Origin of the sequence: Pseudomonas sp. NPDC087029, assembly GCF_044745345.1 — a bacterium.
GTDB classification, from domain to species: Bacteria; Pseudomonadota; Gammaproteobacteria; order Pseudomonadales; family Pseudomonadaceae; genus Aquipseudomonas; species Aquipseudomonas faucium.
The window spans coordinates 268,874-291,996 of record NZ_JBIVAB010000001.1; the positions used below are offsets into that span (position 1 = coordinate 268,874).

Annotated in this window: 17 protein-coding genes; 12 read left to right on the forward strand and 5 right to left on the reverse strand. The window is 66.8% G+C overall.

Translation table 11 applies throughout. From position 1 onward, the window contains the following. Complete coding sequence (locus tag ACIPG5_RS01235) at nt 1-1,773, reverse strand: phosphoethanolamine transferase CptA (RefSeq protein WP_401372926.1); 1,773 nt, start codon at nt 1,771-1,773, stop codon at nt 1-3. 126 nt (nt 1,774-1,899) lie between these two features. Further along, a complete protein-coding gene (locus ACIPG5_RS01240; RefSeq protein WP_401372928.1) occupies nt 1,900-2,925 on the reverse strand; it encodes a LacI family DNA-binding transcriptional regulator in 1,026 nt (341 codons plus the stop codon). A gap of 249 nt (nt 2,926-3,174) precedes the next feature. Here ACIPG5_RS01240 and ACIPG5_RS01245 point away from each other — a divergent pair, with 249 nt between their 5' ends. The 9 genes from ACIPG5_RS01245 to ACIPG5_RS01285 all read left to right on the forward strand — a co-directional run bounded on the left by ACIPG5_RS01245 (nt 3,175) and on the right by ACIPG5_RS01285 (nt 15,316). Next, nucleotides 3,175-4,524, forward strand: a complete 1,350-nt coding sequence (locus tag ACIPG5_RS01245) for a uracil-xanthine permease family protein (protein ID WP_176512137.1) — start codon at nt 3,175-3,177, stop codon at nt 4,522-4,524. A 21-nt stretch (nt 4,525-4,545) separates the two neighbouring features. Next, nucleotides 4,546-5,943, forward strand: coding sequence for an amidohydrolase family protein (locus ACIPG5_RS01250; RefSeq protein ID WP_236238337.1), 1,398 nt, complete (start codon nt 4,546-4,548; stop codon nt 5,941-5,943). Between the two features lie 21 nt (nt 5,944-5,964). Further along, on the forward strand, nt 5,965-6,678 hold the full coding sequence (locus ACIPG5_RS01255; protein WP_176512135.1) for a sulfite exporter TauE/SafE family protein: 714 nt from the start codon (nt 5,965-5,967) through the stop codon (nt 6,676-6,678). Nucleotides 6,679-6,724: 46 nt separating this feature from the next. After that, a complete protein-coding gene (locus ACIPG5_RS01260) occupies nt 6,725-7,981 on the forward strand; it encodes an OprD family porin (RefSeq protein ID WP_401372931.1) in 1,257 nt (418 codons plus the stop codon). Nucleotides 7,982-8,206: 225 nt separating this feature from the next. After that, nucleotides 8,207-8,689, forward strand: coding sequence for a formate dehydrogenase subunit gamma (locus ACIPG5_RS01265; protein WP_286915098.1), 483 nt, complete (start codon nt 8,207-8,209; stop codon nt 8,687-8,689). Beyond that, nucleotides 8,683-10,242 (forward strand): formate dehydrogenase beta subunit, encoded by a 1,560-nt coding sequence (locus ACIPG5_RS01270; RefSeq protein WP_401372934.1) that lies wholly within the window; start codon nt 8,683-8,685, stop codon nt 10,240-10,242. The genes ACIPG5_RS01265 and ACIPG5_RS01270 overlap by 7 nt, the downstream gene beginning before the upstream one ends. Then, on the forward strand, nt 10,239-13,109 hold the full coding sequence (gene fdhF, locus ACIPG5_RS01275; RefSeq protein WP_401372936.1) for a formate dehydrogenase subunit alpha: 2,871 nt from the start codon (nt 10,239-10,241) through the stop codon (nt 13,107-13,109). The genes ACIPG5_RS01270 and fdhF overlap by 4 nt, the downstream gene beginning before the upstream one ends. Beyond that, nucleotides 13,106-13,309, forward strand: a complete 204-nt coding sequence (locus ACIPG5_RS01280) for a formate dehydrogenase subunit delta (protein ID WP_176512130.1) — start codon at nt 13,106-13,108, stop codon at nt 13,307-13,309. The genes fdhF and ACIPG5_RS01280 overlap by 4 nt, the downstream gene beginning before the upstream one ends. Nucleotides 13,310-13,498: 189 nt before the next feature. After that, complete coding sequence (locus tag ACIPG5_RS01285) at nt 13,499-15,316, forward strand: ABC transporter ATP-binding protein/permease (protein WP_401372938.1); 1,818 nt, start codon at nt 13,499-13,501, stop codon at nt 15,314-15,316. Nucleotides 15,317-15,420: 104 nt separating this feature from the next. Here ACIPG5_RS01285 and ACIPG5_RS01290 read toward each other — a convergent pair whose 3' ends face one another. After that, nucleotides 15,421-16,113, reverse strand: a complete 693-nt coding sequence (locus tag ACIPG5_RS01290) for an SOS response-associated peptidase family protein (protein WP_401372940.1) — start codon at nt 16,111-16,113, stop codon at nt 15,421-15,423. A gap of 100 nt (nt 16,114-16,213) precedes the next feature. On the opposite strand from ACIPG5_RS01290, the gene ACIPG5_RS01295 reads away from it, so the two are divergent. Beyond that, a complete protein-coding gene (locus ACIPG5_RS01295) occupies nt 16,214-16,645 on the forward strand; it encodes a LexA family transcriptional regulator (protein ID WP_236238328.1) in 432 nt (143 codons plus the stop codon). Here the strand turns inward: ACIPG5_RS01295 and ACIPG5_RS01300 are convergent. Then, a complete protein-coding gene (locus tag ACIPG5_RS01300) occupies nt 16,640-17,845 on the reverse strand; it encodes an MFS transporter (protein WP_401372942.1) in 1,206 nt (401 codons plus the stop codon). The two genes, ACIPG5_RS01295 and ACIPG5_RS01300, sit on opposite strands and share 6 nt — an antisense overlap. A 136-nt stretch (nt 17,846-17,981) precedes the next feature. Here ACIPG5_RS01300 and ACIPG5_RS01305 point away from each other — a divergent pair, with 136 nt between their 5' ends. After that, the gene (locus ACIPG5_RS01305; RefSeq protein ID WP_401372944.1) at nt 17,982-19,259 is read left to right on the forward strand and encodes a Y-family DNA polymerase; all 1,278 of its coding nucleotides are present in this window, start codon (nt 17,982-17,984) and stop codon (nt 19,257-19,259) included. 69 nt (nt 19,260-19,328) lie between these two features. On the opposite strand, the gene ACIPG5_RS01310 is transcribed toward ACIPG5_RS01305, so the two are convergent. Next, nucleotides 19,329-20,612 carry an arsenic transporter gene (locus ACIPG5_RS01310; protein WP_314614072.1) on the reverse strand — a complete coding sequence of 428 codons (1,284 nt, stop codon included), beginning with the start codon at nt 20,610-20,612 and terminating at the stop codon, nt 19,329-19,331. A gap of 231 nt (nt 20,613-20,843) precedes the next feature. On the opposite strand from ACIPG5_RS01310, the gene ACIPG5_RS01315 reads away from it, so the two are divergent. Then, nucleotides 20,844-23,084: a TonB-dependent siderophore receptor gene (locus tag ACIPG5_RS01315; RefSeq protein ID WP_401372946.1), complete on the forward strand. Its 2,241-nt coding sequence runs from the start codon at nt 20,844-20,846 to the stop codon at nt 23,082-23,084. Nucleotides 23,085-23,123 lie beyond the last annotated feature (39 nt).

Here is a 23,123-nt window from a genome sequence, read left to right on the forward strand (position 1 = left end):
TCAGTGCCTGGCGGGTTGTTCCTGGCTGATGTCGGCCGTTTTCTGCACCTGCTCGGCCTTGTCCTGGGGCAGCTTGTCGAACTCGTGCAGGCCGTCCTTGCGGTACGGGTCGCCGATCCAGCGCGGCGCCACCACGAACTGCGGGCTCACCAGGCTTTTCGCCGGCTCGAAGCGGTCGTAGCTCAGGCCAGCCAGGTCCGACAGCGTGTGGATCAGGTGCGAGCTGCTGTACGGCCGGTTGGCCAGGGCCTGCAGGTCACGCGGGTGGGCTGCCTGCCAGCTGGGGGACGTCCACAGCAGGAACGGGATGGTGTACATCGGCCGGGTCGGCGCGCCTTCGTTGCGGCCCAGGCGGTCATGGTCGCCGGAGCTGTACACGTCCTCGCCATGGTCCGACAGGTACATCAAGAAGCCGTTGGGCGTGGTGGCCGCATAGCGCTTGATCAGGCTCGACACCACGTAGTCGTTGTAGCGCACCGCGTTGTCATAGAAGTTGTAGGTTTCCACCTGGCTGTCGCTCAGCGCCGCAGGTACGCCCTGGCGGTCGGTGAAGTGCTCGTAGCCCTGCGGGTAGCGGTAGCGGTAGTCCATGTGCGTGCCAAGCAGATGGATGATGATGAACTTGTTCTTGGCCGGGTCCTGCAGGGCCTTTTCGAACGGCGCGAGCACCACATCGTCGTACTGGCTGGCGTTCTGGCTGCGCTGGTTGTTCAGGTACGCCTGCTCGTCCGTCTGCTGGGAGAAGGTGGTGAGCATGGTGTTGCGCTTGGTCATGGTCTGCTGGTTGGTGATCCAGAAGGTCTTGTAGCCTGCCTGTTTCATCAAGTTGATCAGCGACGGGTCGGTGAGGAAGCGGTCAGGGTTCTGCTCGTCGCCGAAGGTCAGGATCTGCTGCATCACCTCGATGGTGTAGGGGCGCGGCGAAACCACGTTCTGGAACACCGTCAGGCCCTTGTCGCTGGCGGCCAGGGCGTCGAGGTTGGGCGTGGTGTCGCGGTTGTAGCCATACAGGTGCATGTGCTCGCGGGTGGTCGACTCGCCCAGCACCAGCACCAGGGTGCGCGGGGCGTCGCCGCTGCTGTCCTGCAGCTGCTGCAAGGGCGGCAGCGCGGCGTTCTGGGCGAGCAGGGCTTGCATGTTGTCGAGCTGCTGGCGGTACTGTTTGTAGCCCACCAGCAGTTGCCACGGCACCGCAGGCTCCATGCGCTGCTGGACCTTCTCCAGGGCGTCGGCGAAGTTGCGTTCCTGCGTGACCATCTGCTTGTAGAACGGGAACACCAGGGTGGCCGCCAGCAACAGCAGCACCACCGGCAGGCGGCTGCGCAGGGGCAGGGTGACCGGCCGCACGCGTTTCCACAGCAGCACGGCGCCCACGGTGTACAGCAGCAACGCCAGCATCAGCCAGATGTTGAAGTACTGGCTGAAATATTCCCCGGCTTCGGCGGTGTTCGACTCGAACATCACGAAGATCACGCTCTGCGAGAACTCCTGGCGATAGATGCCGAAGTAGCTCAGCCCTACCAGCGAGGCAGCCCACAGCACCAGGCCGATGACTGCGGTGGTGGCGCGGGTGAAACGCGGCAGCAACAGCACCGGGGCAAGCCACAGGGTGCTGAGGAACAGCGAGTCACGAAAGCCGGCAAAGCCGGTCGTGCCGCTGAACAGCAAGAGCGCCTGGGTGACGCCGGAGAAGTACCAGAAGAACAGCAGGAGCCAGCCCAGGCCGGCCCAGTCCACGCGCTTGGGCGCGGATGGGGATGCAGTGTTTGCCACGTTTGCCTCTTAGAACCATGGCGGCGGCCAAGTGGGCACGCTGCCGAAAGGCGGTGACGCTAATCTGCCGTATGTGAAAATTGCGTCATCCAGGCATGGAAAATCCATCAAGTGGCGCGAATGGCGCTATGCCTGCCGGGTTGAGTCGCGCACCACCAGGCTGGGCATGGGGGCATGGATGCATTCGCGCGCGCCAGTGCCGTTGATGTGTTCGAACAGCAGTTCGATGGCGAGCGCGCTCACCTCTTCAAGGTGCATGTCCAGCGATGTCAGGGGTGGGGAGCATTCCCGCGCACGCAAGCCGTCATAGCGGGTGACCACTTTCACATCCTCCGGCACCTGCCGCCCGCTGCCCTGCAGCGCCTGCACGGCGCCGGTGGCGAAGGCGTCGACCGGCACGCACAGGCCGTCGATGCCAGGGTGTGCCTGCAGCAGTTGCAGGCAGGCCGCCGCGCCCGCCGCTTCGCCACCGCCTTCATCGGCCCGCACGATCGCCGCCACCTGGCCGTGGCGCGCGCAATAGGCGCGGTAGGCCCGCTCCATGTCCAGGTAGGAATGCCGGGCCTGCGCGCCGATGATCAGGCCGATGTGCCGTGCGCCCTGTCGCTGCAGGTGCTCGAGCAGCAGCGCGCCGGTCTGTTCGCCGTGCATGTCGATGTACGGCAGCGCCTCTCGGGCCTCGGGCTGGCGCCCGATGGTCACCACGGTTACCCCACGCTTGCGCAGGCAGGCGACGTTGGGGTCGTCGGCGACCGGTTCGATGATCACCGCGCCGTCGATGTCCAGCGTGTGCAGCAATGCCTGCGCTTCGTCCATCGGCGGCACCAGCACCAGTGCCACGCCTTGGCGCATGGCTGCCTCGGTCGCGGTGGCGGCGATCTCCATCAAAAAGCCCAGGCGCGACGAGCCACCGGCAACCGCGAATGGCATGGACGAAAGCAGGGCGATGGCATTGGCGCGGCCGGTGCGCAGGCGCTGGGCGCGCAGGTTGGGGCTGTAGCCAAGGCGCTCGGCCACGGCCTTGACCATGGCCCGCGTTTGCGGGTCGACCTGCCCGCGGTCGTTCAAGGCGTGGGAAACGGTAGTGCGCGAAACGCCTGCAGCGTCGGCGACATCGGCGATGGTGGGGCGGCGAGAAGGGCTGCTGGGCATGGGCGGGGCGGCTCTTTGAACGATGGCCGCAGTTATACGCTGCCACAAAGTCAGCGGCTACTTGCCGGCCCGTGTCGAACAGCCGTTGACACTGCCAAGGGTTGGGGCTAGATTTCAACCAAATCGATTTGGGTAAGTATAAAAATCGATTTGGTCTGGTAAATGCCTGCATTTTCCAGGCGGCTTCACCCAGCGCTTAATAACAATAATTCAATGGGCCGCCCAAGGCGGCTCAGCTTGAGGTGGGATATGCCGAATCGCGTGGATACACCGCTTTGCCCTGTTGACGAGCGCCTGCCCTGGCGCCAGCTGTTGATGTTTGGTGCCCAGCATGTGCTGGTGATGGCGGCATCGCCGATTGCCTCGGTGTTCCTGATGGCCACCGCGCTGGGCTTTTCCAGTGCGTTGACCCTGCAGTTGCTCAGCGCCACCTTCCTGGTCTGCGGCCTGGGCACGCTGGTGCAGTCGCTGGGCCTGCGCGGCTGTGGCGCGCGGCTGCCGTTCATCATGCTGCCGGGCGGCGCGCCGATCATGCTGTTCATCCTGATCGCCCAGCAGAACGGGGTCGCCACCGCGTCCGGTGCGGTGATCCTCACGGGCGCGTTCTACTTCCTGGTATTGCCGCTGTTCCGACGGCTGCTGCGGTTTTTTCCGTCCGTGGTGGTCGGCACCATGTTGCTGCTGGTGGCGGTCAACCTGGTCAAGCTCTCGGGGCAGTTGATCGTCGGCCAGCCTGGCAGCAGCCACTTCGCCGCGCCCGAGCAACTGCTGCTGGCCTTCGCCACCATCGCCATCACCGTGGCCTGCGCCCGGCTGTTGCGGGGCATGCTGGCGCAGCTGTCGATTCTGCTCGGCCTGCTGGGGGGCAGCTTGCTGGCGGTGGCGCTGGGCGCTTTCGATTATTCAGGCGGCGGTGACGCCCCGCTGTTCAGCCTCCCTGCCTTCATGCCCTTTGGCGTGCCGCACTTCGACCTGTTCGCCTCCATCCCGCTGATGCTGTTTTGCCTGGTTTCGATGGTCGAGGCCACGGGGCAGACGGTGGCGATCAGCGAGGCGGTGGACAAGCCCCTGGATGTCGACCGCGATGTGGTGCGCACCATTCGCGGGGACGCCTTGACCTCGATCCTGGGCGGCTTCATGGGCACTTCGCTGATCATCACCAGCGGCGAGAACATCGGTGTGATCCGCGCCACCCAGGTGCGCTCACGCTATGTAACGGCCGTTTCCGGGGTGTTGCTGCTGCTGTTCGCCGTGCTGGCGCCGCTGGCGCGGCTGATCGAAGGCGTGCCCGAGGCCGTGGTCGGCGGCACCAGCCTGATCGTGTTCGCCATCGTCGGCACCATGGGCATCGACATGCTGCGCAAAGTGGACATGCGCAGCCACGGCAACCTGTACGTGGTGTCTGTCGCCCTGGCAGTCGGCCTGCTGCCGATTCTCGTGCCGGGCGTCTACAGCCAGTTCCCCAGTGGCGTGGCCGGCCTGCTCGGTAATGGCGTGGCCATGGGCGCGCTCACCGCGGCGGTCATGAACTTCCTCTTCCATTGCACGGGCGCCAAAGCCTCTTCGGCAGATGCCAAGGCCAAGCTGCTCAATCCCTGACGCGTACACTAAGGCTCATCTATGAACTCCATTGTTTCCAAGCATTTGGCGCTTGCGCCTGAACAACTGCTGGCTGCCGGCCAGTTGCTGGCCCCTGACTGGCTGTTGCTGCCCGAAGGGCCGCGCCGTGAGCAGGCCGTGCTGGTGGTCGATGGCCGCTTTGCCGACGTCGGGCCGCTGGCGCTGCTGCAGGCCCGGTACCCAGGCCATGCGCTGCTACGGCTGGAAAACCAGTTGATCATGCCCGGCTTCATCGATACCCATCACCACCTCAGCCAGAGCTTTGGCAAAGGGCTGGTGTTTGGCGAGCCGTCGGAGATCTTCCGGCGGGTGTGGATCCCGCTCGAGGGCTCGCTCGATACCGACCTGCTGTACCTGACCAGCAAGCTGGCGGCGTTCGAATCGCTGCGCGGCGGCTTCACCACCGTGTGCGATGCCGGTACCCGTTCCAGGGAAGGGGTCGAGGCCATCGCCCAGGCGGTGCATGAAGTGGGCATGCGCTGCGTGCTGGCAAAAACCTGCAACGACCTCGAAGGTGAGCGGGTGCTGGATGCCGCCGGGGTGCTTTCGCGGGCGCAGCAACACCTCGCGCAGTGGGACAATGACCCGCTGATCACGCCGTCCCTGGCGGTGCCGATCCCGGAAATTGCCACCGACAGCACCCTGGGGGCGGTGTATGGCCTGTGCCGTGAAGCGGGGAGGGTGTTCCAGAGCCATGTCAACGAGCACCTGGTCGCGGTCGAGCGCTCGCTCGAACGCTATGGCGTGCGCCCATTGGAGCACCTGCACCGGGCCGGTGCGCTGGGCCCTGGGGCGCTGCTCGCCCACGCAACGCTGCTCACTTCGAACGAAATCTGCCTGTTGCGCGAGAGCGGCGCCACGGTCAGCTACAACCCGGTGGCCAGTGCCTGGAAGGGCAATGCCGTGGCCCAGGCGCATTTGATGCACTGCCTGGGCATCCCCGTGGCGCTCGGCACCGACGGCACCCGCGGCGATGGCTTCCGCCTGCTCGACTACGCCGAGGCGGCGCAACGCTTTGCCCATGGCTTGCCGGTCGGCGACTCGGTGTGTGGCGGTGGCCAGCTGTGGCTCGACATGGCGACCCGCCAGGCCGCCGATGCGCTGGGCCTGGGCCAGGTGACCGGCAGCATCGCCGCCGGCCGGGCGGCGGATTTTTTGCTGGTGGACCTGGCGGTGCCGGAGCTGCTGCCGTCGTGGAACCTCAGCTGGGACCTGGTCCGGCTGGCCAACCGCGAGCAGATCCAGGCCGTCGTGGTGCACGGCAAGCTGCGCCTGTGGCAAGGCTGGCCGACCGATTGGGACGCCCGCGCGCTGATGCGCCAGGTGGACGAGCTGGCCAGAAGCGTCGTGCACCAGGCGCCCATCCATAAAGTGCATCCCCTGCCGACTGTGGCGTAACTCCCGTGGAACGAGCAAAAAATGAATCTACCTTTCGACCCCCTGTACCTCATCGCCGTCGCCGTGGCCTGCGGCGCGCTCGTCCAGGGCGCCACCGGCATGGGCTTCGCGCTGATCGTGGCGCCGGTGATGGGCCTGCTGGCGCCCCAGACGCTGCCGGTGAGCCTGTTGATCCTCATGCTGCCGTTGAACGCCGCCGTCGCCTGGCGCGAACGCCGCGCCATCGACTTCAGGGGCAGTTCGTGGATCACCCTGGGGCGCTTCGCCGGCACCTTTGGCGGGGTGTGGATCCTGCTCTGGCTGCCGCTTTCGCAGCTGAACCTGTTCATCGGCCTGTCGACCATCGCCGCCTGCCTGGTCACCTGGATGGCGCCCTCCTTCGTGCCGGGGCGGCGGGCGCTGATTTCCACGGGGGTCATCACCGGCATCACCGAAACCGCCACCGGCGTCGGTGGCCCGCCGCTTGCTCTGGTGTACCAGCACTCGCCGGTGGCCACCTTGAGAGGGTCGGTGGCGCTGTGCTTTTTGGTGGGGGAGGTGATCTCGCTGGTGGTGCTGGCCCTGGGCGGGCATCTGCGCACCGAACAGCTGTCGCCGGTGCTGGCCCTGTGCTTGCCCTTGGCGCTGGGTGTGATCGCCAGCAACTGGGTGCGCAATTACCTCGATGAAGCGCGCCTGAGGCGCTTCGTGCTGATCTTCGCCTTCGTCTCCGGGGCGCTGTTGCTGGTGCAGTAAGTCACGACCGCCGTATTCCACAACAAGTACAACAAAGGAATTCGCCATGTTGAACGTCAAGCTGCCCACTGGCTGGGCGGGTTTGCTGTGCCTGTGCGCCTGCGCAGTGGATGCCGATGCGGGGCTCGTCGACGAAAGCAAGGCGACGTTGCTGCTGCGCAATTACTACTTCGATCGCGACTACCGCGACACCGGCGCGGTGCAAAGCCAGCGCCAGGAATGGGCCCAGGGCTTCATCTTCAAAGCCACCTCCGGTTATAGCCAGGGGGGGCTCGGCGCCGGGCTGGATGTGCTGGGGCTGTTGGGCGTGAAGCTGGACAGCAGCCCGGACCGCACCGGCACCGAATTGCTGCCCTATGACCATGATGACGGCCGCGCCCCGGGTGATTACGGGCGGCTGGGCCTGACCGCGAAGGTGCGCCTGGCGCGTACCGAATTGCGTGTGGGCGAACTCCTGCCAGAGCTGCCGATCTTGCGCTACAACGACGGCCGCCTGCTGCCGCAGACTTTCCAGGGCGCCGTGCTCACCTCGAACGCCATCGACCACCTCACCCTGCAGGCCGGGCGCATCCACGCCTTCAGCCCGCGCAGTGCGGCAGACAGCGAAGCGCTTTATCCATCGATCGCCGGCCGCACCGTGGCAACGGCCACCTCGGACCGTTTCACCTTCCTGGGCGGTGAGTACCGCCTGGGCCAGGCGTCGGTGCTGGGTGCATGGACGGCCGAGCTGCAAGACGTCTACCGGCAGAACTACTACAGCATTGCCCATGCCCAGCCGCTGGGTGGCTGGACGCTCGGCGGCGTGCTCGGCGCCTTCGACACGCGCGAGGCGGGGCGAGCCTTCGCGGGGCAACTGGACAACCAGGCGGCGTCGCTGCTGCTGTCGGCCGCGCACGGCGGCCACCGCTTCTACCTGGGCTTGCAGCGGATGTACGGGGAGGATGGCTGGGTCACCATCGACCGCACCCTGGGCAGCACCCTGGCCAACGACATGTTCGCCAACACCTTCGTGTACGCCAACGAGCGCTCCTGGCAACTGCGCTACGACTACAACTTTGCCGCATTGGGCATCCCCGGCTTGATGCTGCTGGCGCGCTATACCCATGGCGACCAGGTGCGCAATGACGACACGGCGGATGGGCGCGAATGGGAGCGTGATGTGGCGCTCACCTACACCTTCCAGTTCCGCCGGCTGCAGGGGCTGAGCGTTCGCTGGATCAATGCCAAGGTGGGGCGTGATTTCGGCACGAACGACTTCACCGAGAATCGGCTGATCGTCAGCCTGCCCATCGAGCTGTTCTGAGCGGGTCGGTTTCAGGACGCGCCTGGTCGCTCGCATGCATCTGCCTGGCGCTACAAGTGCCATGCTTGTGTGATGCCGTGAGCCCAGTGCGCGCAGACGCACGGCCATCGGCAAGGAGGCGGCCGACACGCAACCGTGGCGTGGCCGGTATGCCGCAGCAGAACACGCCGGATACCTGCCCCGCCTACCCATCCAGGCAGGGTCCGTGATGCCGAGGTCCGCTGAATGCCTGATGAACTGCTTCACCTGCCTGCCATCCAGAGCATCCTGAGCCGCGAGAAGGACGCCCCCGGCGCCCTGTTGCCGATCCTTCACGCCATCCAGGACGCCATCGGTTTCATCCCCGAGGCCGCCGTGCCTCAGGTCGCCCACGCCCTCAACCTCAGCCTTGCCGAGGTGCGCGGGGTGATCAGCTTCTACCACGACTTCCGCACCTCGCCGCCGGCCCGCCATACCTTGCGCCTGTGCCGGGCCGAGTCGTGCCAGAGCCGCGGCAGCGAAGCGTTGGCCGCGCAACTGCGTGACCAGCTGGCGCTGGACGACCACGGCACCAGCGCCGACGGCGCCATCAGCCTGCGCCCGGTGTATTGCCTGGGCGCCTGCGCCTGTTCGCCGGCCCTGGAGCTGGACGGCCAGGTGCATGCACGGCTCACCCCCGAACGCCTGCGGGCGCTGGTGAACGGTTGCCTGGAGGACGCAGCATGCTGAAGCTGTTCATTGCCTGTGATTCCGTGGCGCGAGCCGTGGGCGCCGACCAGGTCGCCGCGGCCCTGCAGCGCGAGGCCGAGCGCCGGCAGTTGCCCATCGACATCCAGCGCACCAGCGCGCGCGGCCTTTATTGGCTGGAGCCGCTGGTGGAGTGCGATGGCCCGCAAGGGCGCAACGGCTTTGGCCCGGTCACGCCTGAGGCGGTGCCCGCGCTGCTCGATGCCTTGGCCGGCGAGCCGGGCGGCCATTCATTGGCGCTGGGGCCGGTCGAGCAGATCCCTTACCTGAAAAGCCAGCAACGCCTGCTGTTCGCCCGGGCGGGGATCACCCGGCCGCTGTCGCTGGACGATTACCGCGCCCATGGCGGCTTCACCGGCCTTGAGCGGGCCTTGGCCCTGGGCGCTGCCGAGGTGGTCGCGGCCGTGCTCGACTCCGGCTTGCGCGGGCGCGGCGGCGCGGCGTTCCCGGCCGGCATCAAGTGGCGAACCGTGCGCGACGCCGTGGCCGGGCAGAAGTACGTGGTGTGCAACGCCGACGAAGGCGACTCCGGCACTTTCGCCGACCGCATGCTGATGGAGGGCGACCCGTTCCTGCTGATCGAAGGCATGCTCATCGCAGGTCTTGCCGTGGGCGCCAGCAAAGGCTACCTCTATGTGCGCTCGGAATACCCCGACGCCATCCGCGTGCTGGGCCAGGCCATCGCCATCGCCCGCGCTGCCGGCTACCTGGGCGCGGACGTGGCCGGCAGCGGCCAGGCGTTCGACCTGGAAGTGCGCGAGGGCGCCGGTGCTTACATCTGCGGCGAGGAAACCGCGTTGCTCGAGTCCATCGAGGGCAAGCGCGGCATCGTCCGCGCCAAGCCGCCGCTGCCGGCCCTGCAAGGCCTGTTCGGCCAGCCGACCCTGGTGCACAACGTGCTCACCCTGGCGTCGGTGCCGGTCATCCTGGCCAAGGGCGCGGCGTTCTACCGCGACTTCGGCATGGGCCGTTCGCTGGGCACCATGGCCTTCCAGCTGGCCGGCAACATCCGCCATGGCGGCCTGGTCGAGCGTGCCTTCGGCCTGACCCTGCGCGAGCTGGTGGAAGGCTACGGCGGCGGCACCGCCAGCGGCCGGCCGTTGAAGGCCGCCCAGGTCGGTGGCCCGCTTGGCGCCTGGGTCCCGCCCAGCCACTTCGACACGCCACTGGACTACGAGGCCTTCGCCGCCATGGGCGCGATGCTGGGCCACGGCGGGGTGGTGGTGGCCGACGACACCCTGAACATGGCCAGCATGGCGCGCTTTGCCTTGCAGTTCTGCGCCGAGGAATCCTGCGGCAAGTGCACCCCGTGCCGCATCGGCTCGACCCGCGGCATGGAGGTGGTCGACCGGCTGATCGCCAGCAGCGGCTTCACGGAGCGCCACGACCAGGCCCTGTTGCTGCGCGACCTGTGCGACACCCTGCAATACGGCTCGCTGTGCGCCATGGGCGGCATGACCGCCTACCCGGTGGCCAGCGCGCTCAAGTACTTCCCCGCCGATTTCGGCCTGACCACCCCGGAGGCCGCCCAGTGATCAACTACTTCGACCCCGCCAGCGACCTGGGCACCCCCGCCCGCGACAGCGACGTACAGGTCAGCCTGAACATCGACGGGCGCAGCATCAGCGTGCCCGCCGGCACCTCGGTGATGCGCGCCGCGGCGCTGCTCGGCACCAGCATCCCCAAACTGTGCGCCACCGACAGCCTCGAAGCCTTTGGCTCGTGCCGCATGTGCATGGTCGAGATCGACGGCATGCGCGGCTACCCGGCCTCGTGCACCACGCCGGTCAGCGAAGGCATGGTGGTGCGCACGCAGACCCCGCGCCTGGCCGACCTGCGCCGCAACGTGATGGAGCTGTACATCTCCGACCACCCGCTGGACTGCCTGACCTGCTCGGCCAACGGCAACTGCGAGCTGCAGACCGTCGCCGGCCAGGTCGGCCTGCGCGAGGTGCGCTACGGCTATGCCGGCGCCAACCACCTGGCCGAGCAAAAGGACACCTCCAACCCGTACTTCGACTACGAGCCCAGCAAGTGCATCGTCTGCAGCCGCTGCGTGCGCGCCTGCGAAGACATCCAAGGCACCTTTGCCCTGACCATCACCGGGCGTGGTTTCGAATCACGGGTGGCCGCCGCGGGCGGCGACAACTTCCTGGCCTCCGAATGCGTGTCCTGCGGCGCCTGCGTGCAGGCTTGCCCGACCGCGACCCTCACTGAAAAAAGCCTGGTGCAGCTCGGCCAGCCCGAGCGGGCGGTGATCACCACCTGCGCCTATTGCGGCGTGGGCTGTTCGTTCCGCGCCGAGATGAAGGGCGACCAGCTGGTGCGCATGGTCCCGGACAAGAACGGCGGCGCCAACCACGGCCACGCCTGCGTCAAGGGCCGCTTCGCCTGGGGCTATGCCACCCACCCGGACCGCATCACCCGGCCGATGATCCGCAAACGCCTGGAAGACCCGTGGCAGGAAGTCAGCTGGGACGAGGCGGTGGCCTACGCCGCCAGCGAGTTCCGGCGCATCCAGCTCAAGTACGGGCGCGATTCGATTGGCGGCATCACCTCCAGCCGCTGCACCAACGAAGAGGCCTACCTGGTGCAGAAACTGGTGCGCACGGCGTTCGGCAACAACAACGTCGACACCTGCGCGCGTGTCTGCCATTCCCCCACCGGCTACGGCCTCAAGCAGACCCTGGGCGAGTCGGCCGGCACCCAGAGCTTCGACTCGGTGATGCAGGCCGATGTGGTGCTGGTGATCGGCGCCAACCCCACCGACGCGCACCCGGTGTTCGGCTCGCAGCTCAAGCGCCGCCTGCGCCAGGGCGCGCGGCTGATCGTCATCGACCCGCGGCGCATCGACCTGGTCGACTCGCCCCACGCCCGCGCCGAGCTGCACCTGCAACTGCGCCCAGGCACCAACGTGGCCATGCTCAATGCCCTGGCCCATGTGATCGTCAGCGAGGGCCTGCTGGCCCAGCGCTTCATCGATGCCCGCTGCGAAACCGAGGACTTCGCCCGCTGGCGCGACTTCGTCAGCCTGCCCGAGAACGCACCGGAATCTCTGGGGCCGGTGTGCGGCGTGCCTGCCGAACAAATCCGCGCCGCCGCCCGGCTGTACGCCACCGGCGGCAACGCGGCCATCTACTATGGCCTGGGCGTGACCGAGCACAGCCAGGGCAGCACCGCGGTGATGGCCATCGCCAACCTGGCCATGGCCACCGGCAACATCGGCCGCGAAGGGGTAGGGGTGAACCCGCTGCGCGGGCAGAACAACGTGCAGGGCTCGTGCGACATGGGCTCGTTCCCCCACGAGCTGCCCGGCTACCGGCACATTTCCAACGAAGGCGTGCGTGCCGAGTTCGAGCAGGCCTGGGGCGTGACCTTGCAGCCCGACCCGGGGCTGCGCATCCCCAACATGTTCGAAGCCGCGCTCGATGGCAGCTTCAAGGCCCTGTACTGCCAGGGCGAGGACATCGCCCAGAGCGACCCCAACACCCAGCACGTCACCGCCGCCCTGCGCGCCATGGAGTGCGTGGTGGTGCAGGACATCTTCCTCAACGAAACGGCCAAGTTCGCCCACGTGTTCCTGCCGGGCAGCTCGTTCCTCGAAAAGGACGGCACCTTCACCAACGCCGAGCGCCGCATTTCGCGGGTGCGCAAGGTGATGGAGCCGCTGGCCGGCAAGGCCGACTGGCAAGCCACGGTGGCCCTGGCCAACGCCCTGGGCTACCCGATGCACTACCGCCACCCGTCCGAGATCATGGACGAGATCGCCCGCCTGACACCGAGCTTTCGCCGCGTCAGCTACGCCGAGATCGACCGCCACGGCAGCCTGCAGTGGCCGTGCAACGACGTAGCGCCCCACGGCACCCCGACCATGCACATCGACCAGTTCGTGCGCGGCAAGGGGCGCTTCATGCTCACCGGCTACGTGCCCACCGACGAGAAGGTCAACAGCCGCTACCCGCTGCTGCTGACCACCGGGCGTATCCTCAGCCAGTACAACGTCGGCGCCCAGACCCGGCGCACCGGCAACGTCGCCTGGCATGATGCCGACCGCCTGGAAATCCACCCCACCGATGCCGAGAGCCGTGGCATCCGCGACGGCGACTGGGTGGGGATCGGCAGCCGCGCCGGGCAGACGGTGCTGCGCGCCAAGGTCAGCGGCCGGGTGGCGCCGGGGGTGGTGTACACCACCTTCCACTTCCCCGAGTCCGGCGCCAACGTGATCACCACCGACAACTCCGACTGGGCCACCAACTGCCCGGAATACAAGGTCACGGCCGTGGAGGTGGTGAAGGTGTTCCAGCCGTCGCAGTGGCAGAAGCGTTACCAGGACTTCAGTGACGAACAGCGGCGCCTGCTCGAGGAGCGGCGCAGCGCAGAGCAAGCCGAGGTGCGCCGATGAGCAGTGACAACCTGGTCAAGATGGCCAACCAGATTGCCCATTATTTCGATTGTGAGCCGAGCCATGAGCTGGCGGTGAAGGGGGTGCGGCAGCATCTGTTGAGCTTCTGGACCCCGGCGATGCGCCAGCAGCTGGGGGAGTGGATAGCGGCCAATGCGGGGCAGGGGCTGGACCCCAAGGTGGTGGAGGCTTTGGGTTAGGCGTTGGCTGCACTGGCCCTATCGCCGGCAAGCCGGCTCCCACAAAGCACCTATGTACCTCTGTACCTGTGGGAGCCGGCTTGCCGGCGATAGGGCCGGTACAGACAACATGAAATGTCCGTCATTTAGGCCAGAATAATCCCGGCACAATGCTACGCTCGCGGAAACACTCTGCACGGATACCCCCCCATGGACATGAACTGGCACCAGGCCCTGCAAGAGAGCCTGAGCTGGCTTGCAATCGCCTCGTTCATCACCCTCATCGGTTTCACCGCCGCCGCTGCCCTGGCCGTGCGCTACACGCGCTGGGGCCGGCAGTTCTGGCAGCTGGCCGGCCCGTACTTCACCTTCCGGCGCAGTTGGCGGCCGTTGCTCGGGTTTGCCCTGCTGCTGGTGCTGACGCTGTTCTCGGTGCGCATGAACGTGCTGTTCTCGTTCTGGTACAACGGCTTCTACAGCGCCTTGCAGGCCCTCGACCAGGCGGCCTTCTGGTACTTGCTGGGGGTGTTCGCGGTGCTGGCGACCCTCCACGTGCTGCGCGCGCTGTTCACCTTCTACGTGACCCAGGCGTTCAGCATCCAGTGGCGCGTGTGGCTGACCGAACGCCTGACCGGTGACTGGATGCACGGCGATGCCTACTACCGCGGCCAGTTCCTCGCCGAGCCGGTGGACAACCCCGACCAGCGTATCGAGCTGGACGTCAACGCCTACGTCACCAACTCGGTGTCGCTGGCGCTGGGCGCGGTCAGCGCGCTGGTGTCGCTGGTGGCCTTCACCGGCATACTCTGGGGGCTGTCGGCGCCGTTGACGGTGGCCGGCTACGAGATCCCGCGGGCGATGGTGTTCGCCGTCTATGTGTATGTGCTGATCGCCACGTGGGTTGCCTTCCGCCTCGGCCAGCCGCTGATCCGCCTGAACTTCCTCAACGAAAAACTCACCGCCAACTTCCGTTACGCGTTGATGCGCCTGCGCGAGAACGCCGAGAACATCGCCTTCTACCAGGGCGCGCCGGTGGAGCGGGCGACCTTGCTCGGGCGCTTCGGCGCGCTGATCGTCAATGTCTGGGCGCTGGTGTACCGGAACCTGAAGTTCAGCGGCTTCAACCTTGGGGTCAGCCAGGTGGCCGTGGTGTTCCCGTTCATCCTCCAGGCGCCACGCTTCTTCAGTGGCGCGATCAAGCTGGGCGATGTGATGCAGACCTCCCAGGCGTTCGGCCAGGTGCAGGATTCGCTGTCGTTCTTCCGCGAGTCCTACGACACCTTCGCCCAATACCGCGCCACCCTCGACCGTCTGACCGGTTTTCTCGATGCCAACCGGCAGGCCGCCGCATTGCCGCGGGTGCTCACCGAGGAGCAGGCGCAGGCCTTGGACATCAGCGGGCTGCAGGTGCTGCGCCCCGATGGCCATGCGCTGATCGCCAACCTCGACCTGCGCCTGCACGCCGGCCAGGCGCTGCTGATCAAGGGCCCCTCGGGCAGTGGCAAGACCACCCTGCTGCGCGCGCTGGCGGGCTTGTGGCCGTATGCCGAGGGTGAAGTGCGACGGCCCACGGGCACCCAGGCGTTGTTCCTCTCCCAGCGCCCGTACTTGCCCCTGGGCGACCTGCGCACCGCCATCGCCTACCCCGCCGGCGGCACGGCCGAGGACATGCCGCGCATGCAGCAGGCCCTGCGCCAGGTCAACCTGGCGCACCTGGCTGAGCGGCTGGAGGTGAGCTGCGACTGGTCGCACATCCTCTCGGTGGGCGAGCAGCAGCGCCTGGCGTTCGCCCGGGTGCTGTTCAACCGGCCGCAGGTGGTGTTTCTCGATGAGTCGACGTCGGCGATGGATGAAGGGCTGGAGCATGCGCTGTATTCGCTGCTGCGCCGGGAGATGCCGCAGACCTTGCTGGTGAGTGTGGGGCATCGCAGCACGCTGGCGGACTTCCATACCCATCGGCTGGAAGTGGATGGGCAGGGTGGGTGGTCGTTCCTCGAGCAGCGGCCGGAGGTTGAGCTGCAGGTGTAGGTGTATGGGCTGGCCCCATCGCCGGCAAGCCGGCTCCCACAAAGTACACAGGTACTTTGTGGGAGCCGGCTTGCCGGCGATAGGGCCGGAACACCCCCCGCCATTCACGCGTCGTGCATCACGATCAACTCAGCCCCTTCATTGCGCACATTCCCCACCGCCTTGCCCACCGCAAACCACTCGAACGCCTCCACCGGCAAGCACTGCTCGCGCGCCAGCCGCTCGGCTTGCGCGGCCGGCACCTGGGGGTCGATCCACGCCCGCGCATCCGCCGGCGCCAGCACCAGCGGCCGGCGGTCATGGATATCGACCATCCCGGCATCACTGGCAGCGGTGATGATCACGAAGCCATCCCCCTCGTTCGGCTCGAGCCCCACACGCACCTGCGCCAGCGCCGCCATGAACATCGGCGCCTGGCTTTTCAGGCGAATGAAATAGGGTTGCTTGCGCTTGGGGTCGTTGGGGTCGGTTACCCATTCGTACCAACCATCAGCCATCACCAGGGCCCGCCCCTGGGGCCACAGGGCCTTGAAGAACTTGCCGGTGGTCACCGTCTCCACCCGCGCGTTGATCGGCGCAGGCCGCTTGCCGGTGGCCCAGAACGGCGCCCAGCCCCAGTGGCAAGGGTCGATGCGCAGGCCATCGGCGGCGTTGTGCAGGATCAGCACGCGGCTGCCAGGGGCGACGTTGTAGCGGCCGATGGGCAGGTTGTCGTAACCGCTGATCACGTCCTGCTCGGCGTCCAGTTCACGCAGGTAATCGGCGAGGCCCTGGTACTGGGCGAAGCGTCCGCACATGGCATGCACCCCACTTGTCGAAATTTCCTACGCCGAGATTGACCGGGCCGCAGGCATATCATTACTGTATATGCATACAGTTATTATTCAAGGCAGTGACATGGCTTCCATCCTGGGCCCGATCACCTGTGGCAGCGCGGCGCTGCCGCGCTACCTGTTTCGCGTTCCGGCGGGGTTCCCGTCGCCGGCGGCGGACCACATGGAGCAACCCATCTCGCTGGACGAGTTGTTCAACCTGCGCGCGCCGCACATGTACCTGGTCAGGATAGACGGCGACAGCATGCAGGGCGCCGGGATCTTCGACGGCGACCTGGTGCTGGTCGACCGCTCGATCGAGGCGCGCCACGGCCATATCGTGATTGCCGCGGTCAACGGCGAACCCTTGTGCAAGCGGTTGCAACGCATTGGCGCGCAGGTGGTGCTGCGCTCGGAAAACCCGCGGTTTGCGCCACGCTACATCATGGAGGGTGACGAATTGACCATCTGGGGGGTGGTGACCTTCAGCGTGCGCAGCCACGACCCGCATTCATGACGCCCGCAGCGCGACGCCCAGCAAGGTCGCGCCGGCAAAACCGGCGCCCACCAGGAAGGTGGCCTGAAAGCCCAGCCCATCCCACAGCAGCCCCGCCACCACGCTGGCGGCCAGCAGCGCCAGCCCGGTCAGCAGGTTGAACAGGCCGAACGCCGTGCCGCGCAGGTGGGCCGGCGCGCTGTCGGCGATCAGCGCCGCGAAGATGCCCTGGGTAAAGCCCAGGTGCAGCCCCCAGGCCACCACCCCTAGCGCCAGCCCGGCCCAGCCCGGCACCAGTGCCAGCAGCACGTCGGCCGCGACCAGCAAGCCGAGCCCAGTCATCAGCACGCCGCGCCGGCCGACGCGGTCCGACAGCGCGCCGGCGGGGTAGGCCGACAGCGCGTAGGCCAGCGCCATCAACACCAGCACGGCCGGCGCCCACAGCGGCGCCAGGCCCATGTCCTGGGCACGCAGCAGCAGGAACGCCTCGCTGAAACGGCCCAGGGTGAACACCATCGCCAGGCCGATCAGGCGCCAGTAGGCCGGGCCCAAACGTGCCAGTTGGTGCCATGCCAGCGGCGAGCGGGCGCTGCTTTTCGCGGCCGAAGCCGGCGGTTCGCGGACGAAGGCGACAAGAATGTACACGGCCAGAAACGCCGGGATCACCGCCACCCAGAACACCGTCTGGAAGTGGCTGGCGGTCAGCCACATCAGCAGGATCGCCAGCAGCGGCCCGAGGAAGGCGCCGACCGTGTCCAGCGCCTGGCGCAGGCCGAAGGCCGCCCCGCGCAGTTCGGCCGGGGTCACGTCGGCCACCAGCGCATCGCGCGGCGCCCCGCGGATACCCTTGCCGACCCGGTCGACGAAACGCGCCCCGATCAGCCATTCCAGCCCCGAAGCCATCGGGAACACCGGCTTGGTCAGCGCGCCCAGGCCATAGCCCAGCACCGTCAGCAGCTTGCGCTTGCCGAAGCGGTCGCTGAGGGCGCCGGAAAACACCTTGGTGATCGACGCGGTGGCCTCAGCAATGCCTTCGATGACGCCCACCGCCACCACCGAGGTGCCGAGCACGGTGACCATGTACAGCGGCAGCAGGGCGTGGATCATCTCCGAGGAAATGTCCATGAACATCGACACGAAACCCAGCGCCCAGACGCTGCGGGGGATCTTTGGCAAGGCCTTGCTGGCGGCCGGTGGTGCGGTTTTTTCGACGCTGCGCATGGTGGAGCCTCGGCGCGATCGCTACGTTCGAAACTGTAGGAGCCTGGGCGCAGGATGCAAATCGGATGAGTGGGCAGCGCGTGCGCCCGGCGCTGTGGTTAACTGTATATAAATACAGTATTCGTGAACCCGCCCGATGAAACCTTCTCCTGTCTATGCCCTGGTCGACTGCAACAGTTTCTACGCCAGCTGCGAGCGCGTGTTCCGCCCCGACCTGCTGCGCACGCCCATCGTCGTGCTCAGCAACAACGATGGCTGCATCATTGCCCGCAGCGCTGAGGCCAAGCCCTTGGTGAAGATGGGCCAGCCCTACTACCAGGTGAAGGACCTGCTGCGCCGTCACGGGGTGGTGGCGTTCTCGTCCAACTATGCGCTGTATGGCGACATGAGCCAGCGGGTGATGACCGTGATCGAGGGCATGGTCCCGGCGCTGGAGGTGTATTCCATCGACGAAGCCTTCGCCGACCTTTCCGGCATGCCTGGCGACCTCGAGTACCTGGGCCGTGGCATCCGCGAGCGGGTGTTCAAGCACACCGGCATCCCGGTCGGGGTCGGCATTGCCGGCACCAAGACCCTGGCCAAGCTGGCCAATCACGCGGCCAAGCGCTGGGCGGTGCAGAGCGGCGGGGTGGTCGACCTGCGCGACCGGCCACGTTGTGAGTGGGTGCTGAAAAAGTGCGACGTGTCCGAGGTATGGGGCATCGGCAAGCGCCTGACCGCGCACCTGCAGGCCATGGGCATCCGCAGCGCCTGGGAGCTGTCGCGCGCCGACCCTGGGCTGCTGCGCAAGACCTTCAGCGTGGTGGTGGAAAAGACCGCCCGCGAACTGGCCGGCACGCCGTGCCTGCAGCTGCAGGAAATCGACCCGCCCCGCCAGGAAATCTGCTGCAGCCGCATGTTCGGCCAGCGCCTGACCGAGCTGGCGCCGATCAAGGAAGCGGTGGCCACCTACGTGATGCGCGCCGCCGAGAAGCTGCGCGGGCAACGCTCGCTGGCGCGGCGCATGCGCGTGAGCATCCGCACCGGCATGTTCAACCCGGACGAGCCCCGTTATGCCAATGGCGTGGTGGTGCAGTTGCCGTATCCCACTGACGATGTGCGGCTGCTCACCCGCATGGCGCTGGAGGCGCTGGAGCGGGTTTATCGCCAGGGCTTTCGCTACAGCAAAGCCGAGGTGCTGCTGCTGGAGCTGTGCCAGCGCGGCGAGTTCACCGGCGACCTGTTCACGCCAGCGCAGACGGCGCAGGCCGAGCGGGTGATGGGTGTGATCGACGGGGTGAACGCGCGTTGGGGTAGGGGCACGCTGCGCAGTGCAGCGGTGCCGGCGGCGGGGGAGTGGGCGATGCGGCGGGAGTTGATGAGTGCAGGGTTCACCACGCAGATGGCGGGGTTGTGGCGGGTGAACGGCTTGTGACATCGCGGGGGCCGCTGCGCGGCCCATCGCCGGCAAGCCGGCGATGGGGTGCACAGCAGCCCGACACACTCAAAGACTCAACCGCAAGGCCAACGCCGCCAACGTCACCAGCAACACCGGCACCGTCAACAACACCCCCACCTTGAAGTAGTACCCCCAGCCAATACTCACCCCCTTGCGCGCCAGCACATGCAGCCACAGCAATGTGGCCAGGCTGCCGATCGGGGTGATCTTCGGCCCCAGGTCGCAGCCAATCACGTTGGCGTAGATCATCGCCTCCCTCACCACCCCCTGCGCCTCGCTGGCATGGATCGACAGCGCGCCGATCAGCACGCTGGGCAGGTTGTTCATCACCGACGACAACAGCGCCGCAATCAGCCCTGTCCCCAGCGAGGCGGCCCACAGCCCGTGGCCGGCCAGCCAGTTCAGCGCGCTGGTGAGCGAGTCGGTCAGGCCGGCATTGCGCAAGCCATAGACCACCAGGTACATCCCCAGCGAGAACACCACGATCTGCCACGGCGCCTCGCGCAGCACGCGGCGGGTGGAAATCACGTGGCCGCGTGCAGCGACGGCGAACAGCACCGCCGCGCACGCTGCAGCCACGGCACTGACCGGGATGCCCAGCGGTTCGAGGACGAACAGGCTGGCCAGCAACGCCAGCAGCACCACCCAGCCGACACGGAAGGTCGCCCGGTCGCGCACGGCCATGGCCGGCAGCTTCAACTCATCGGTGGCATAGCGTTGCGGAATGTCCCGGCGAAAATACAGCCACAGCACCAGCAGCGTGGCCGCCACCGCCACCAGGTTGACCGGCACCATCACGGCGGCATAGGCGTTGAAGCCCAGGCCGAAGTAATCCGCCGACACGATATTGACCAAGTTCGACACCACCAGCGGCAGGCTGGCGGTGTCGGCGATGAAGCCGGCGCCCATGACGAAGGCCAGGGTTGCGGCAGGGGAGAAGCGCAGCGCCAGCAGCATCGACATGACGATCGGGGTGAGGATCAGCGCCGCCCCGTCATTGGCGAACAGCGCCGACACCGCCGCGCCCAGCAGCACCATGAAGGCGAACAGGCGGCGCCCATCGCCCCGCGCCCAGCGCGCCACATGCAGTGCGGCCCATTCGAAGAACCCGGCCTCGTCCAGCAGCAGGCTGATGATGATCAGGGCGATGAAAGTGCCGGTGGCGTTCCAGATGATGGCCCACACGGCAGGAATGTCGTGCAGCGAGACCACCCCGAACAGCAGCGCCAGCACGGCGCCGAGGGTGGCGCTCCAGCCCACGCCCAGGCCTTTGGGTTGCCAGATGACCAGGGTCAGGGTGAACAGGAAGATCAGTGCGGCGGTGAGCATGGACAGCTTGTCTCGACGTGGATGGGAAGGGCGGTCCCGACTGTACACGGGCCACCGCCGCTTCGGACAAGTTCCGTTACAAACATGTAAGTTTCGTAAATAAGATTTAAACTCATTTGAGAATCACTATATTCACCATCCCTGTTGGCCCCCAAACGAGGCCGGTGGGCGAAGGCCCCCGGCATCCGCCTGGGGTGTGCCGTTCGCCCATGATCCGCAGGAGATGTGTCAATGCAGTGCAAAACCTCACCCAACAGCGTGGCCCTGGCCTTCGTCGCCCTGGCATCGCCAGCCATGCTGGCCAATGCCGCCGACGCCGAGCCGCAGCGTTCCGGTGAGGTGCTGCAGGCCCCGGCAGGGGAAAAGGCGCTGGTGATCCAGGACACCCTGATCACCGCCGAGCGCGAAGCGCGCCAGGCGCTGGGCTCCTCGATCATCACCGAAGAAGACATCAAGCGCCGCCCGCCGGCCAACGACCTCTCGGACATCATCCGCCGCGAACCCGGCGTCAACCTGACCGGCAACAGCGCCAGCGGCGCACGCGGCAACAACCGGCAGATCGACCTGCGCGGCATGGGCCCGGAAAACACCCTGATCCTCATCGACGGCAAGCCCTCCAGTGCGCGCAACGCCGTGCGCTACGGCTGGAATGGCGACCGCGACACCCGCGGCGAAACCAATTGGGTGCCTGCCGAGGCGGTCGAGCGCATCGAGATCCTGCGTGGCCCGGCGGCCGCGCGCTATGGCTCCGGGGCCATGGGCGGGGTGGTCAACATCATCACCAAGCGGCCCACGGACGAGCTCAAGGGCAACCTCAACTTCTACACCCAGATGCCCGAAGACAGCGCCGAAGGCGCCAGCCGCCGCGCCAACTTCAACCTCAGCGGCGGCCTTACCGATGACCTCGGGTTCCGCCTGTTCGGTGGCCTGGCCAAGACCGACGCCGACGACCTGGACATCAACGCCGGGCATGCCAACAGCGCGCTGGTGGCCGGCCGCGAGGGCGTGCGCAACAAGGACATCAACGGCCTGCTGAGCTGGAAGCTCAACGACGAGCACCGCCTGGAGGCCAGCGCAGGCTACAGCCGCCAGGGTAACATCTACGCCGGCGACACCATGAACAGCAACGGTGGCGGCAACCTCGAACTGATCGACAGTTTGTATGGCCACGAAACCAACGTCATGCAGCGCAACACCTACGACCTGACCCACCTGGGCGACTTCACCTGGGGCACCAGCAAGAGCACTCTGGCCTACGAGTACGTGCGCAACTGGCGCCTCAACGAGGGCCTGGCCGGTGGCCCGGAAGGGGCGATCAACGACAGTGGTGCGGCGATGTCGCGGCTGCGCAACACGCGCCTGAGCAGCGAGGTGAACCTGCCGTTCGCCATGGGCAGCACCGAGCACGTGCTGACCTTGGGCGGCGAATACCTGTACGAGTCGCTCAATGACCAGGGTTCGTTCCGCCCGCAAAGTTTCGACCCGAGCGGCGGCAGCGGCAACGCGATCATCGGCTTCGACCGCAGCGACTCGAAGATGACCGCCAAGAGCTACGCGCTGTTCGTCGAGGACAACATCATCCTTGGCGACACCACCGTGACCCCAGGCCTGCGCTTCGACCACCACGAGATGTTCGGCGACAACTTCAGCCCCAGCCTCAACCTGTCGCACAAGCTCACCGAGGCGCTGTCGGTCAAGGGCGGCATCGCCCGCGCCTACAAGGTGCCGAACCTGTACCAGTCCAACCCCAACTACCTGCTCTACAGCCGAGGCCAGGGCTGCAGCGTGCAGCAGGGCAACTCGGGCGGCTGCTACCTGCAGGGCAATGCCGACCTCAAGCCGGAGATCAGCGTCAACAAGGAAATCGGCCTGCTGTACGACCGTGGCAGCTGGCGCACCAGCGCGACGTACTTTCGCAACGACTACCAGAACAAGATCATCGGCGGCACCGACCTGCTCTACACCATCAACAACGGCCGCCGCGTGACCCAGTGGGAAAACGCCGGCAAGGCGCGGGTGGAAGGCATCGAGGGCAACCTGTTCGTCGAGCTCAGCCCGGTGCTGGACTGGAACACCAACCTGACCTGGATGCTCGACAACGACAACCGCGAGACCGGCGAGCCGCTGTCGGTGATCCCCGAGTACACGGTCAACAGCACCCTCGACTGGCGTGCCACCGACAAACTGTCGTTCCAGCTGGCCGGTACCTACTACGGCAAGCAGAAGTCGCCGACCTACAACTACCGCACCCAGGAAAAGTACGACAGCGAGGCGCAGCAGGACGTCGCGGCCTATGGGCTGGTGGATGTGAGTGCCGGGTACAAGTTCAACGCCAACTATGACGTGCGGGTGGGGGTGAACAACGTGTTCGACAAGCAGATTCTGCGTGGCGGCAATGCCAGCAGCTCGGGGGCCAATACCTATAACCAGCCGGGGCGGGCGTTGTTTGCTGCGCTGAATATCTCCTTCTGATTGCAGGGGGCCGCTTTGCGGCCCTTTCGCGACACAAGG

Coding starts and splice junctions, on each gene's coding strand:
- ACIPG5_RS01285 (WP_401372938.1), top strand. CDS start 13,499: ATGGACATGAACTGGCACCAGGCCCTGCAAGAGAGCCTGAGCTGGCTT.
- ACIPG5_RS01255 (WP_176512135.1), top strand. CDS start 5,965: ATGAATCTACCTTTCGACCCCCTGTACCTCATCGCCGTCGCCGTGGCC.
- ACIPG5_RS01290 (WP_401372940.1), bottom strand. CDS start 16,113: ATGTGCGGACGCTTCGCCCAGTACCAGGGCCTCGCCGATTACCTGCGT.
- ACIPG5_RS01295 (WP_236238328.1), top strand. CDS start 16,214: ATGGCTTCCATCCTGGGCCCGATCACCTGTGGCAGCGCGGCGCTGCCG.
- ACIPG5_RS01260 (WP_401372931.1), top strand. CDS start 6,725: ATGTTGAACGTCAAGCTGCCCACTGGCTGGGCGGGTTTGCTGTGCCTG.
- ACIPG5_RS01250 (WP_236238337.1), top strand. CDS start 4,546: ATGAACTCCATTGTTTCCAAGCATTTGGCGCTTGCGCCTGAACAACTG.
- ACIPG5_RS01265 (WP_286915098.1), top strand. CDS start 8,207: ATGCCTGATGAACTGCTTCACCTGCCTGCCATCCAGAGCATCCTGAGC.
- ACIPG5_RS01240 (WP_401372928.1), bottom strand. CDS start 2,925: ATGCCCAGCAGCCCTTCTCGCCGCCCCACCATCGCCGATGTCGCCGAC.
- ACIPG5_RS01280 (WP_176512130.1), top strand. CDS start 13,106: ATGAGCAGTGACAACCTGGTCAAGATGGCCAACCAGATTGCCCATTAT.
- ACIPG5_RS01315 (WP_401372946.1), top strand. CDS start 20,844: ATGCAGTGCAAAACCTCACCCAACAGCGTGGCCCTGGCCTTCGTCGCC.
- ACIPG5_RS01270 (WP_401372934.1), top strand. CDS start 8,683: ATGCTGAAGCTGTTCATTGCCTGTGATTCCGTGGCGCGAGCCGTGGGC.
- ACIPG5_RS01300 (WP_401372942.1), bottom strand. CDS start 17,845: ATGCGCAGCGTCGAAAAAACCGCACCACCGGCCGCCAGCAAGGCCTTG.
- ACIPG5_RS01245 (WP_176512137.1), top strand. CDS start 3,175: ATGCCGAATCGCGTGGATACACCGCTTTGCCCTGTTGACGAGCGCCTG.
- ACIPG5_RS01305 (WP_401372944.1), top strand. CDS start 17,982: ATGAAACCTTCTCCTGTCTATGCCCTGGTCGACTGCAACAGTTTCTAC.
- ACIPG5_RS01310 (WP_314614072.1), bottom strand. CDS start 20,612: ATGCTCACCGCCGCACTGATCTTCCTGTTCACCCTGACCCTGGTCATC.